Origin of the sequence: Gracilimonas mengyeensis (assembly GCF_900182705.1) — a bacterium.
Classification (GTDB): Bacteria; Bacteroidota; Rhodothermia; order Balneolales; family Balneolaceae; genus Gracilimonas; species Gracilimonas mengyeensis.
Genome location: NZ_FXTP01000011.1, coordinates 56,781 through 70,734, shown reverse-complemented (window position 1 = coordinate 70,734; position 13,954 = coordinate 56,781). Strand labels below are relative to the sequence as shown.

The 13,954-nt window shown below is 44.1% G+C and carries 12 protein-coding genes; 4 read left to right on the top strand and 8 right to left on the bottom strand.

Annotated features, from left to right (window positions below; translation table 11 throughout):
* Positions 1-13 precede the first annotated feature (13 nt).
* Positions 14-1,246: a BamA/TamA family outer membrane protein gene (locus FN815_RS12875; protein WP_142455054.1), complete on the bottom strand. Its 1,233-nt coding sequence runs from the start codon at positions 1,244-1,246 to the stop codon at positions 14-16.
* 190 nt (positions 1,247-1,436) lie between these two features.
* Here FN815_RS12875 and FN815_RS12870 point away from each other — a divergent pair, with 190 nt between their 5' ends.
* Entirely contained in the window at positions 1,437-2,003 is a 567-nt protein-coding gene (locus FN815_RS12870) for a type 1 glutamine amidotransferase domain-containing protein (RefSeq protein ID WP_142455053.1), read from the top strand.
* 232 nt (positions 2,004-2,235) lie between these two features.
* Positions 2,236-2,781, top strand: coding sequence for an outer membrane beta-barrel protein (locus tag FN815_RS12865; RefSeq protein WP_185957296.1), 546 nt, complete (start codon positions 2,236-2,238; stop codon positions 2,779-2,781).
* A 7-nt stretch (positions 2,782-2,788) separates the two neighbouring features.
* On the opposite strand, the gene FN815_RS12860 is transcribed toward FN815_RS12865, so the two are convergent.
* From FN815_RS12860 to FN815_RS12835, 6 genes are all read right to left on the bottom strand, one after another.
* Complete coding sequence (locus FN815_RS12860) at positions 2,789-4,234, bottom strand: hypothetical protein (protein ID WP_142455051.1); 1,446 nt, start codon at positions 4,232-4,234, stop codon at positions 2,789-2,791.
* Positions 4,235-5,596, bottom strand: coding sequence for a tRNA (N6-isopentenyl adenosine(37)-C2)-methylthiotransferase MiaB (gene miaB / locus FN815_RS12855; protein WP_246075282.1), 1,362 nt, complete (start codon positions 5,594-5,596; stop codon positions 4,235-4,237).
* Positions 5,597-5,704: 108 nt separating this feature from the next.
* Entirely contained in the window at positions 5,705-6,364 is a 660-nt protein-coding gene (gene pyrE, locus FN815_RS12850) for an orotate phosphoribosyltransferase (protein WP_142455050.1), read from the bottom strand.
* A 49-nt stretch (positions 6,365-6,413) separates the two neighbouring features.
* Positions 6,414-6,899, bottom strand: coding sequence for a phosphatidylglycerophosphatase A family protein (locus FN815_RS12845; RefSeq protein ID WP_142455049.1), 486 nt, complete (start codon positions 6,897-6,899; stop codon positions 6,414-6,416).
* On the bottom strand, positions 6,896-7,489 hold the full coding sequence (locus FN815_RS12840; protein WP_142455048.1) for a CDP-alcohol phosphatidyltransferase family protein: 594 nt from the start codon (positions 7,487-7,489) through the stop codon (positions 6,896-6,898). Before FN815_RS12840 ends, FN815_RS12845 begins: the two co-directional genes overlap by 4 nt.
* 132 nt (positions 7,490-7,621) lie before the next feature.
* Positions 7,622-8,209 carry a YceI family protein gene (locus FN815_RS12835; protein WP_142455047.1) on the bottom strand — a complete coding sequence of 196 codons (588 nt, stop codon included), beginning with the start codon at positions 8,207-8,209 and terminating at the stop codon, positions 7,622-7,624.
* Positions 8,210-8,272: 63 nt separating this feature from the next.
* Between FN815_RS12835 and hisN the strand changes: the two genes are divergently transcribed.
* Together hisN and FN815_RS12825 are read left to right on the top strand one after the other, a co-directional pair.
* Complete coding sequence (gene hisN, locus FN815_RS12830) at positions 8,273-9,046, top strand: histidinol-phosphatase (RefSeq protein WP_142455046.1); 774 nt, start codon at positions 8,273-8,275, stop codon at positions 9,044-9,046.
* Complete coding sequence (locus FN815_RS12825; RefSeq protein ID WP_142455045.1) at positions 9,043-11,340, top strand: HEAT repeat domain-containing protein; 2,298 nt, start codon at positions 9,043-9,045, stop codon at positions 11,338-11,340. The genes hisN and FN815_RS12825 overlap by 4 nt, the downstream gene beginning before the upstream one ends.
* A 12-nt stretch (positions 11,341-11,352) precedes the next feature.
* Here FN815_RS12825 and FN815_RS12820 read toward each other — a convergent pair whose 3' ends face one another.
* Positions 11,353-13,758: a TonB-dependent receptor gene (locus FN815_RS12820; protein WP_142455044.1), complete on the bottom strand. Its 2,406-nt coding sequence runs from the start codon at positions 13,756-13,758 to the stop codon at positions 11,353-11,355.
* Positions 13,759-13,954 lie beyond the last annotated feature (196 nt).

The following is a 13,954-nucleotide window of genomic DNA, read 5'->3' as shown; positions in this document are numbered from 1 at the left end:
GGTATCTATCCCATTAAAACTGAAAGCCAGAGGTGAAGTAAATACCATAGCCTTCTTGCGAGAACCCAATATCAGCCCGCATGATAAAATCATCCGTAAAAAAGGAAGACACACCGCCAAAGCCGAAGGTATAGCGTAGATCGTTAAAAACTGATTGCAGGGCAGCTCCATTGTGAAATGTTCGCCCGATATCTGTAAAAAGCGTACCGCCAAAGCGAATGTCATACTCGGGGAATTCAATGAGCCAGGTACGTAGTTCTGAATTCAGCAAGAGAGCATTGTCATCCAAAAATCGGTTTTCAGGGTAACCGCGTAGAGTGTTACTGCCACCCAATTCAGATAGCTTCCAATAGGGCAAGTCACCGGAGGTATGGGTATAGGAAATTTTATTGGCAAAAGTGATCTCGCGGATCAAAAAGAAAGAAAGATAGGTACGGGCTTCTCCCTCAAGCATAATATAATCGTAGTCGCTGCCCAAAAGCTTATGTCCGGCAGCAAAACCTGCTTTTGCATAAGTGCCCGTCGTTGGGGAAAATTCACTATTCCGGTTCTCCCAGATCATACCCAGCCCCAATTCCGATATATGGGAGCCTCCTATGCCTACGGGCCGTTGTTCAGAAATAAGCCGGTCGTCCGGGTTGCCCCAGGGGGTACGATAGCTGAAGCCGGCCAGTCCATAGATATCAATTTGGGCACCGGTTTCTTTGTTGTAAAACAGAGGATTTCGGAGTGTTAATTCAAATCCTGCTGAGAAAGATTTGTAGTAATAGTAGTCGGGATTCGCTTCGGGTTCTTCCTCAATTTCCTGATAGCTGCCCACTCCGTAATACTGATTTTCCATGAACCGGGAAACATAGAGCTCCGTGGTTGAACGAAGACGGGAATCCATGATTTGCGGTTTGTCGTGCAAGAGCTGAAAAGAGAGTAATCCTTTGGTAGAAGCTATCGCATTTACATTGATATAGGAGTAGAAAGGATTGACGCCCCTTTTATAATGATACCGGCTGGCAATGCCGCCACCAATAAGCCCAAGATCACTGTTATAAGCCAGAGCGGGGAGGAAAGCATATTCAACTGAGTCGCTTACCGTAACTGTATTTTGGGGAGAAACGATTTGTGCATCTGCAGATTCAGTGCAGATTGATGTTGAAATGCATAACAATAAGCATGAAGAAAAAAGGGTTCGAAAATTTACCAAGAGGTACACCGTGTATTTGACATCATTGAGGGATAAGAATCTATCCAATTTACAGCACTTTTATTAAGTGATTTTCCGCTTGTTAAAGATTGCCTCAATGCCGGATTATAATTTTATAGCTTTGTCTTATTTGATGCATTAGTAAAGCTTATCAAAATGTCGGAACCATTCAGGCTGAGATACATTGTAATTACAGAGATTGAAAAATAAAGCTAATTACAAAACAAGAGAAAGAATTATGAGTAATGAATTAAACGGTAAAAAAGTTGCTATTTTAGCAACTAACGGTTTTGAAGAAGTGGAACTTACCAATCCAAGAGAAGCCCTTCATGAGGCTGGTGCAGAAACTCACATTATCTCGCCTGAGTCAGGTTCCATAAAGAGTTGGGCAACCGACCAGTGGGGAGACGATTTTGACGTAGATGTGGCGTTGGAAAATGCTTCTGCTGAAGAATATGATTCGTTGCTTCTGCCTGGTGGTGTATTGAATCCTGATCAGCTTCGCATGAATGATGATGCCATTGAGTTTGTACGAAGCTTCTTCAAGGATGGCAAGCCGGTTGCAGCAATCTGCCACGGTCCGCAAATTCTGATCGATGCAGAAGTCCTGCAAGGTCGGGAACTTACTTCCTATCCATCCATCAAGAATGACCTGAAGAATGCAGGTGCACGATGGGTTGATAACGAAGTAGTTGTGGATCAGGGGCTCACCACCAGCCGAACACCAGATGATCTGCCGGCCTTCAACAGTAAAATGATTGAAGAAATACGTGAAGGCGTACATGCTGAACAGATGACAGCATAGAAAGAACATATTTAGTTCTATCAAGCCCCGGCCAATTGCCGGGGCTTTTCTATTTTTGGAGGTATTTGATCATTATACAGGTAAAACTAATATGCCATATGTTGGTATCTAATCACATCAAACAGTACTTTTGGAGCGGTCTTAAAATTTAACCAACTAATCAACAAGGGACCCTTTATCAATGCGATTCAATAAAAACCAGCTACTCTTCCTAATTCTGATCTTATCATTCGTGCCTTGTAAATCTCTTCTGGCCCAAAGTGGTAAGTTTACAGCCGATGTATCTTATCCGGTGCAGGCAGGCGATAATTTTTTCTCTGATTTTGACGGAGTGGTGAGTTTTGATCTGGGCTACAGTTACCCGCTTAGTTCTACTTTAAGTTTAGATGGTCACGCGGGGTATACCTATTCCAAGTACTCGTTTTATCTAAACCTGGAGCAGAAGACCAAGACAAAAGCTCACATTATCGAATTAATGGCAGGGCCCGCTTTACACCTTCTGATGGCTGAAGATGTACATTTTTCCCCTTATCTGGAAGCAGGGTATGCCAGGGCAGATGTCTCTAATGATGATTTTGAGGGGGAGATCAATTCCAATGGTATTAATACTGAAATAGGCGCCTCTTTTGATTTTGTAGGGCTGGAAAAGATTGATATCGGACTTTACGCTTCCTATCAATTTATATATCTGGAAAAGCCTGAAGATTTTGAGAATGTGAAGCATTACCGAAATATGAAGTGGATCAACTTTGGTGTGAAGACAATGTATAAGTTTTAAGCAATGCTCAAAGACTTAGAGCCAGCTTCAAAACTTGTAGCACATCAGTCTGTGTAAAAAATACAACCAGGAAAAGAATCAGGACTAAGGTGTGTAGGCCTATGGTAAGCAACAGGTAGGTGGTACGATTCTGGCCCATTTTTGTAGAAGCGTTGAAAGCCGCCAGATTATAGGCTAAAAACCAGATCAGAACAAAAATAGCGGCTAATGAAAGAACAAGGATTGGACTCCATCCGGCAAGAAAAGAGGTAGCCATAAAGGTGACCAAAATGAAATCCAGGTAAAAACTGCCTGCATACAGGTTGATAACCTGGCTGAGGTGATTAAGGTTTTTGGCGGGCAAGTAGAGCCAGAAAATAGAAATCAGGTCAGTTATTAGAATCAAAAGGGCTGCAAAAAAGAAAAGCGAAATGTATTGGTTACCTGCAATTGCAATCAAAGGATAATTTTCTAGGAGCGCCGTGAGACCTTCTTCTGAAAGTAAAATGCGGCCCGTGAGGTAAGTCACCATCCCGCCAAATAACGCGTGTTTTAGCATAAGCAAGCTGCCACCTACTGCAGCACGTTCGCGGTATTGCAGAATATCATCTACAAAAAACCGGTGGGCAAAGAAAAAACGAAGCATCATTGGTCTTATGTAAGGCAGGTATTTGAACTGCAAAGCCAGAGAGATCCACAACAGTATCAAAACTAAAACCAGCCAGTTTATATTCAGAGCTTGCGGAGTTGCCTCAGGCAGGGGAAGGTGCCACTCACCTGTAGTGCGATAGGCTAACAGGCTTTTACTGAACTCGGGATAGTCGTTAAGGGCTTGCAGCAGCCACTGTGAATGGATAAAATGAATCTCAGCAGAAGGGCTATTGGTTCCAGAGGATTGTAAAAATCCGGAGGCAGAGATCAGGTCTTGTTCATCAAATTCGAGGTCATAAAACTGCCGGGCAAAGGCTTGCTGTGGTTCAGAAAAATAAAACCATTGTTCGCCATGACTGAAGTATAAATCAGTACCTGAGGCAGACCGTAAAGAATCCAACAGGGGATTAAAAAGCGGATCAAAGTCAGGATGCTGTACCATGCTGTTGGTGAGCAGGCCTATGGAATGCAAAGCTTCAAAATCCCGATAACTTTCTATAGACTGGAAATAGGTTTCTTTCAGCTCATTTCTGTTATCACGGGTATCATTTATGGTCAGATAAGCAGGAGAGAGCCGTACCATCACTTCAAAGGGATAGCTTGTTAGTTCTTCCTGAAGATTGGATGATACAGAAGCCTCAATCTCCAGAAACTGAACGCCATGCTCGCTGAAGGTTTGTAACTGCTCTGTTTGGTTCGATTCCGTGGCGGGCACGTCCCAAATCACTCCTAAAGAAGTTTGAGCAGTTACTTGGGCCTGCATTCCCACATACAGCCACAAAAGCAGTAAAGTGTAGAGATATGTGGCCGGGGATGGTTTCACTCAGGCTGCCGCTACTTCAGCTCCGTAATAGTCTTGTAGTGTGGTTTTACCAATCGGGCGTGCAAGCAGGGTAGCTGAGGTTGCTCCGGTAATCTCAACTTCAACATAATCACCGGGTTTAAAGTCTTTACGGTCAAATACCACCATTTTATTGGTATCGGTACGTCCGCTCATTTGTTCATCGGAGCGCTTACTGGTTCCTTCCACTAATACTACGTGCCGATTGCCGATTTCATTTTGATTTCGTCGGGCTTGTATTTCCATCTGTTGCGTAATGATTTCGGAAAGGCGCTTCTTCTTAACGTCTTCAGGTACATTATCCTCAAACTTGCGATGGGCCAGGGTACGCTCACGCTCAGAATAAGCAAACATGTAGGCCAGATCGTATTCCACTTCCTTCATGAGTGACATGGTCTGCTGGTGCTCTTCCTCGGTTTCATCACAAAAACCGGCAATGATATCCGTAGAAAGGGAAACCCTGGGAATGATGGACTTCATTTTTTCAACCAAATCCAGGTATTGCTCTCGGGTGTAGGGGCGACGCATGCGTTCCAACATGGTGTCACTTCCGGCCTGTGCAGGAATATGGATATAATTACACAAGTTTGGCCGTTCTGCAATCAGGTGCAGCAGATCGTCGGGAAAATCTTTGGGGTGGGGCGATGAGAACCGGAAACGCATTTCTGGATCGACCTTGCTGGCTTCGTCCATCAATTTGGTGAAGGTATTTTCACCATCCAGGTATGAATTCACGTTTTGGCCAAGCAGCGTGACTTCTTTGTAGCCCTGATCGCTGAGTTCTTTTATCTCGCGGAGAATAGATTCCATCGGACGGCTGCGTTCGCGTCCACGGGTGAAGGGCACTACGCAAAAAGCGCACATGTTATCACAGCCACGCATAATGGATACAAAGGCATTTACGCCGTTGCCGGTGGTACGAACGGGAGCGATGTCCGCATAAGTTTCTTCCAGGGAGAGCAATACATTTACGGCTTTACGACCATCATCCACTTCTTCCAGCAGTCGGGGAATATCACGGTAAGCATCCGGTCCCACTACGATGTCCACCAGGTGTTCCTGTTCTATAATCTTGTCTTTGATACGTTCGGCCATGCAGCCCAGTACGCCTACGGTCAGCTCTCCGTTTTCTTTTTTGATAGACCGCAGTTCTTTCAAACGGTTCCAAACTTTGGTTTCGGCATTTTCACGAATGGAGCAGGTGTTTACCAATACTACATCGGCCTCTTCCGCTTCATGAACAGGTTTCATGCCTTCTTCCAGCAGGATGGAGTTCACAATCTCCGAATCCGCGAAATTCATTTGGCAACCGTAAGTCTCTATATAAAATTTCTTGTCAGTCACTGTACTAATAGTTTTAGATGATTACAGAAGGGCAAAAATAAGATTTTTATTGCCCATCCTGAAGTATACCGGTCATAGGTTCAACATAAAATAAAAGCCGCCAAGCAATCAATCTTTGTCTGCGGGGCTGTCGGGCCAAATATCGGGATGGTCTCTCCAGTTCGAAAGTTCGTCGAGATCCTCTCCGTCAATGATACCTTTTTCCACGGCTACATTTACCAGCGTTTTATAATCGGTAAGAGTGTAAACGGGCACGTTGGCATCCGTAAATTTTTGTGATGCCTTGTCAAAATCATAAGTAAAAATGGAAAGAATGGCGTTCACGTTAGCACCGATAAACTGCAGGGCTTCTACAACCGAAATAACAGAACCGCCGGTAGAAATAAGGTCTTCGATAACCACCGTAGATTCACCTTTTTTAACACCGCCCTCAATCTGGTTACCCATGCCGTGTGCTTTGGCTTTAGCCCGTACATAGGCCATAGGTTTGTTCAGGTTTGATGCCACCCAGGCAGCGTGTGGAATACCCGCCGTTGCCGTACCGGTTACCACATCTATATCAGAAAACTTTTCCTGAATAATGTTGGTGAATTCGTTCTCAATTTTGTTACGGATTTCCGGGAATCTAAGCGTTAGCCTGTTATCGCAATAGATGGGTGAGTTCCATCCTGAGGTCCACGTAAAAGGATCGTTTGGCCGTAGTATTACCGCGTTAATATCAAGCAAATGGGCCGCAAGCTCACGTGCAAATGAAGTATTAAGTATCATAAGTCTTTTTAAATTCTGTTAATGGTACCGCTGCGATGAATGAGGGTGGTTAGATCATTCCAAATAAATTTGGCCACATAAAAATAAGGGTTTTTAAACAGAGAAGCGCGTACAATCCTGCCAATAAATCATCCATAAAAATACCAAAACCCAGGGGCAAATCCTGAAGTTTGCTGATGCCAAGTGGTTTAAAGAGATCAAAGAATCTAAATAGAATAAAACCCGTTAATAGCATAATAACACGGTCTTCGAGCAAACCTGAATAGGGCATTCCTAAAAAAACCAGTGCCTGTCCGGCCCATTCGTCCATCACTAAAATGCCGGGATCTTTGCCATAGATATCCTCAAAGTAAGAAGCTATCCATAAACAAACGGCCGAGGCTGAGAGTACAATGAGAATAACAGGCCAAACCGTTGATATTTGTAGCGCATGATACAAGGGAAACAGAAAAACCAGGCTTCCGGCCGTTCCCGGTGTTTTGGGAAACAGGCCTGAGAAACATCCTGTTCCGAGGAAAAACTTTAAGGCGTTCATGAAGCTTGAGACTGGGAATTTAGAATCTTTCGGTTTACCCACAGGTACTCAATGCCTGAGTAAACCGTGAGCACCGTAACAAACATCATGGCGTAATAGAGCAGACCGGAATTAAAAAACTGGTTTGCAAGGTTGGCAAATTCAATATCTGCTTCTTTAAAAACACCCAGTAGCAGTACGGCATAAAGAAAGATCATCTGTACCATGGTTTTTGCTTTGGCCGTAAAGCGGGTCTCCAGAACAATATCTTTCCGGTTGGTGTAGATGCGTAAGCCTGTTACCCCAACATCCCTGATTACGATCAGGGCTACTGCCCACCAGGGGAATTGTGCAGTATCCAGAAAAGGGAGGCAGAAGAAGCCGGCAAAAGTGAGAAACTTGTCGGCCAGCGGATCCAGGAAAACCCCGAAATCACTTTCCACTTTGTAATAGCGGGCTATTTTGCCATCAAAATAATCGGTAACAGCCGCAGTGGCAAAGACGGCAACACTTAGCGAGCGCCAGATGAGCTCGTCCTGTATATACATGAACAGGAATATCGGCGCCAGAACCATCCGTATGGCACTTAATATGTTAGGGATATTTTTCATAGTAGAGCTAACAAAATTTTAATCCCTAACTTACTAAGGAATTCTCTTCATAACACAATGATTTTGATAAATGATGTGCCATTCGTTGGCTTGGGTATTAATGCTGAATGGCGGTTAAATAGACAAGAATTGCTAATACCTGATGACGAGATCAAATTGTATGTCCAGCTCATCGCTTACTTTGATCAGTCCAAGCATGGGTGAGGGAGGATCAATCCCAAAGTCGTGCATGGAAAGAACTTTGCTGCCACCTACAATGATCCGTTCTTCACTGCTTGAAAAGGCATTCAGAGGAACGGTGTATTTTTGCTCAACCCCTGCAATTTTAATGGTAACCCGCGCTGAACTTGGAACAATATCTTCCTCGTTTTCCAGAATCAGTTCATTTAATGTGATGTGAATGAAAGGATATTCCTTGTATTGGAGGGCACTACGAAAATCACGGTTGATGCCTTTTCGTCCACAATCAAATTGATCTACCTGCAGAGAAAGGGAAACTCCGTCTACTTCAATCACATCTCCTTCAAAATGATAGGAATAACTAAGGGAATCCTGCTGCAGCTGATGCTCAGAATAACAGCGAAAATCATTTACGTTTGATTTTCCATTAATGCTTAACTTGCTTTCGTTACTCAGCTGTACTTGTCCGTTTTGCGCGATAGCCGCCAAGGGCAGAAAAAGCAGTACCAATGCCAATAATTTTTGGTGAACCGTACTCATACTCATAGTTTTATTTTCGAAGATACAGTTTAAGTTTAAATTTTTGATGAATATTATTTTTACATGACTAAAGAATTACTTTCCGCCGCCACAGAAATAGCGAAAATTGGTGGCCACCACACCCTGCAGTACTTTAAACAAAATATAGAAATAATAGAGAAGGAGGATGACTCCCCGGTCACCATAGCTGATCGCGAAACCGAAGAAATCATACGAGAGGAAATTCTGAAGCGCTATCCGGACCATGGAATTATTGGCGAAGAATTTGGTAAAACTAACGAGGGCAGTAACATACAGTGGGTTTTAGATCCTATTGACGGAACCAAATCTTTTATACATGGCGTTCCGTTTTACACTACGCTTATAGGTATTATGATTGATAATGAGCCTCAGGTTGGCATCATATATGCCCCCGCGCTCGAAGAACTCTGTGCAGCTGCTATTGGACACGGAGCTACCTTTAACGGCAAACCATGCAAAGTTCGGGATACCGAAAAGCTTGAAGACTCTACCTTGCTGGTTACTGAAATTCTTCGGTTTAAGGAGAACGGCCAGCAGGAATTGTTTATGGAATTGATGGAAAAAACCAAATTACACCGAACTTGGGGCGATGCTTATGGCCACCTGATGGTAGCTACCGGGCGTGCCGATTTGATGTACGATCCCGTATTAAATATTTGGGATGCGGCCGCGTTATTGCCCGTAGTACAGGAAGCCGGCGGTGTTTTCAGTGACGTAAAAGGTGAGGAAACCATCCATTCCGGCAATGGTTTTTCAACCAATAAAAAGTTATTCCCCAAAGTGAAATCGATCTTTGAAAAGCATAATATACAATGAGAAGATTTTATATAAGTATCGCAGTCCTGCTATTGATAGGCACAGCTCTGCATGCGCAAAACAGGGCCGACACCCGGTGGCAATACGAGGCCTATCCGGCCTTGCCGTTCCAGTTACAGGATATTCAGCTGGATGTACAGGTGGATCCTTCCTCGGCGTTGATACAAGGGGCCGGACGGTATCAAATTAAAGCACGGCAACCGGGAGTTGCCGAGCTGGTGTTTAATACTTCCGACATCGAAATACAAACAGTGATGCAGGGAGAAACAGAGCTCAACTACCGGGTTTCCGAAGATTCCCTGATTATCTCTTTGCCGGATACCCTAAAGCTAAATGATACCGCAGAATTGCTGATCACTTGGCAAAGTTCTTCTTCCTATGGTATCCACAAAGATGTTTATGGAAACATGTGGACTTCTCTGAATCCCAAAGCCCGCCGGCATTGGTTACCGATTCCCGATCATCCGCGGGTAGAAAGCCCGGTTGAGGCAACCATAACCATCCCTGCAGAAAAAACTGCCGTATTTAATGGGGAGTTAATAGAGGATGAAGTGGTTTCAACCGATGAAAAAACATTGCGATGGCGCTCAGAAAAAGCCGTTCCTGTAACCGGCATAAGCCTGGCTGTAGGTAATTATGTTCGCGAAACGGCTCGTTCCGGCGTCAAAAGGTTGACGTTATATTCAGCCGAACAAAGCATAATGCCTGAAATACGGTCACGTTTGTTGCAGCAAGCCATCAACTTTATTAATGAGTATGAGGATAAACTGTCGTATGAATTTCCTTATCCCGTGTTAAATATTGTTGTATTGCCTGATCACCAATGGGAGGAGATTCAGGCCGGGGCAGGAATCATCTATCTCTACCAAAACCTGGGATCGTTGCCGGCCCAGTTGAAAAGAGGTATCGTCGCTCAATGGCTGGGCAACTATCAACGTTACCTGGATGCGCCATCAGCCAATTATGAGTTATTGAGAACGATACTCACAGGCTCAGCAAAAGCAAACGAATTGCAAAATGCTGACTCCTTACTTTCAATTAATGCCTGGAACAGCTGGCAGCAGGAATTTGCCAATACAGAAGCTGACTTTTTCAGAAACACTCTCTCCGGAACTTTGCCTAACCTTATTGATGAATATCGCGGGGTGGTATTGTGGGATCAATATGCCGATTTTTGGTATCGCCGGACCGGTACTTTTTGGGATGAAGTGGAGTTGCCCAGATACAAAAAACAGGTTCAGCCACAACAGGTTAAAAGCGATAACGCAGGCTACGTTTATAAGGTAGATTATAATTACGATGAAGCCAGCGGACAATTAAATCTGTTATTTAGTGCACAGGGTAAAGAATTGGAAAGTTTGGCTGGATTGCAGCTCACCGAATATGGGTTTGCAGATACCACCCGTTCAGAAATCAGTTTTACAGGAAGTGTGGATACCGTTACTGTTCAGGTTTCAAGGGCTGTGGAATACGTAACCCTGAATAATCAGGAAGATTTAGCCCTGGAGCTTCAGGAAAATAAACCCATGATGTTTTGGGTGAATCAGCTTAGAAGTTCAGAACCGGAACTAAGAAAACAGGCGGCTATTCAGCTTCAGGCTTATGCGGATGAGCCCGATTTACAGCTTGCCATCAGGGACGTTTTACGGACGGAAGATAATGAGGAAGTTCGAGCCGCTTTGTATAGCACACTCGGTACTATTACCGGGGGAGATACCGGAACAGAACAAACCTTCCTGAATTTATTAAACTCAGATGACCGGGAAACCAGGCTGGAGGCCATCAAAGCATTATCCAATTATCCAGGAAATGAGAATGTGAGCTATTCCGTGCGCAATGTTATTCGTCAATCTCCTGCGGATACTGTTTTCAGGGCTTCTGTTAATACCTACAAAAAAATTGCATCCACCGGCAGTCTGCTGGAGATAATTCAACGCTTTGAGCAGAGCGCACAAAATGATCAAAAGGCCATTTATATATTGGAGCGGGTTGTGGCAGAGGATACCACCGGTCAGGCGCTTCCATTGGCTGACGAATACCTGGAAGCATCCTATCCGTATTCCATCCGGAAATCAGCGTTCAACATTTTGTTGAGACATGAGAACAGTGCTGAATACTGGAGACAGGAATTGGAGAGTTTACTGTCTGACCGTGATCCCAGAATTCGTTATAAGGCTCTGGATGCCGTGTTGAAAATTTCATCACAACGTGCAGGAGACTTGCTCGAAGAGCGCGCCAAAGATGAATTTGATCCACGTATCCTTGAAAAAATAGAGCGGCTTAGAAACAGATAACGGCCGGTTTTTTTAGAACATCATCTTTAGGGAAAGTATGAAGTTTCTTCCCGGGCCTGATATCCCTGAACTGTAGGGGCGGTATCGCTGATCCGTAATATTTTCAACACCGGCGCTGGTCTCCAATGTCTCAGACAGTTGGTATCGGGCCTTAAAGTTGAGTGTGTACCATGCCGGTGCATAAGTTTGTCCTTCTGCATCAAGTGCATAGATTTCATCTTTACCTTGTTCGCTTACCGACAGTTCATCATGTTTTTTTTCGCCCTGATAGTAGGCATTGAGTTCAAGTTCAAGTGGCTGATTATCAAACTGTAAGCGTGTTACTCCAAACCAGGGGGCTGCATGCCGGGAAGGACTGATAGTCCCGTCATCCATTTCTTCTTCGCCTTTCTGGATATTGAAATCAGAGCTAAGGGAAAGTCCATGGTTAAATTCAACCTGAAGCCCTGCTTGTAAACCATAGACGCGGGCGTTTGCTGCATTTTGAAGAGCCTGAACCTGGCTTGGGATTCCATCATAGATCAGGCTATCAGAACCGTTTAGGGTAAAATTGCGACGAACCATAGCGTTATTAAGCAAGGTGTAATAACCGGTAAGGTCCAAATTTACAGCTTCTCCAAACGTATGAGCAATGCCAAGGTCGGCATTGTAAGCATATTCAGCGCTTAGGTCGGGATTAGGGACTACCACTGCACCCGGCTCGGAATCAAATATCTTACCAATGTCATCTACATTCGGAGCCCGGAAAGCAGTGGAGAGATTGGCGCTTATCAGCCAGCTGGAATTGGGCTTATAGATACCTCCGATACTGCCGGTCAGTGATCCATTGTTTACATTGGCTTCATCAAAAGGAAAAGGGTAGAATTGGGTGTCAAAATCAGCATCCAGTATCACATGGTTATATCGTATGCCTGCCTGGAAGGTGAACTTGTCTGAATATTGAAAATCGTCATTAAGATATGCGGCGATGGATTGCCAGGTCGCATCGGGATATCGGGAGGGACCGGGTTGTCTGTTTCCGCTATCAATCTGTTCGTTGATGCCGGTTGATTGCACATCATTAATTACATACTCAGCTCCGAAATAGAGGGTGTTTCGGTCACCGGTAAACTTCATAAAATCTGCATTGATGGAATATGCATCCACATCTTCGGTACGGATTTCACGCTCGGCCTGATTAAAATTCCGGCTGATTCGGCTTTCCTTAAATGACTGGTGGGCCATGCTCAGGCTTAGCTGATCATACAAACCCGATTCATAAGTATGATTTATTTTGAGATGGTTCATGGTCCATTTTTGTGGCCCATATTTCCATTCAGCATACCGGGGATTGCCGTCACGAACACGGTTATGGCGGTCATAGCGTCCGTAAGGGGAGGTTTCGGAATGGTGAAATCCATAGTTAAACTCCCATTGATTGGACGCTTTATAGCGAATTTTTTGCATCAGGTTTAACTGTGAGTAAGCCGAAGGGACTTGCAACAGGGGATCTGTTTGCACAATTTCTTTATCTGAATTTATGCCCGCTTCTACATGGGTAGGCTTCAGGTAATCATCCGGACCGTTACTGCCCTGACGTAAATGTCCATAATCAAAGGAACTGAGGCTGCTTACGAAAGCCCAGTTTTGACCTCCAACATTTACATCAAAGTGGCCAGTTTGTTCATTATTGGCCGAAGAAGTTCGGATAGCCGCGGAGCCATGTACATTCAGCTCATCATCCATAGAAAACTCTGGGGTTAAAGTTTGGAAGCTCATCACTCCGCCAATAGCATCGCTTCCATAAATAACGGAACCGGGACCAAACAACACTTCGGTATTTTCTATGGCAAAAGGGTCCAGTGAAATTACATTTTGGATATTTCCACCCCTGAAGATTGCCGTATTCATCCGAACTCCGTCTACCGCATAAAGCAGGCGGTTGGTCGCAAACCCACGAATCATGGGACTGCCGCCGCCCTGCTGGCTTTTCTGAATAAAAACCTCTCCCGAAAGTTGCAGCAAATCAGCAGCTGTTTGCGGGTTTTGCAGAGAAACGGTTTCCGGGCTAATGCGAGAAATTTTGGAAGGTACATTTTCAGAAGTCTGTTGCCAGCGGGTAGCCGATATTACCATATGGTCCATGGTAAAAGAGGTAGGCTGGAGGAACACCTGAAAATCATTTTCTTCGATCTGGTGGTAGCTAAGAACCTGCTTCTTGTAGCCCAATAACCTTAGTTGTATGGTTTCAGCACCTTTAAACCCAGAAAGATCTGCTTGTCCTTGTTTATCCGTGGTTACAAAAACCTTTGAATCCTGACTGCTTATAGTTACAACCGGAAGTGCCACCTGTGTTTCTGCATCTCTGACAGTTACGGTCTGGGCTTGTATCGAAATGCTTAAAAAAAATAGAAACAAGAAAAGTAGCAGTTGTTTCATAAGCTGTGTTTTTTATTAGAGGTATTTAATGTTTATTAATTAAGACTTATTATTACCGATAAGTAAATGCACATGCAGTTCCTGTCAGTGCTGTTAGACTACTTGTATGTTGATGATTAATAATAAAAAGTCTTTTTGTGGTTCCTCATCAAAATTTGAAAAACTTTTTGGAACCTGCTGACAGGAAACGAATTAG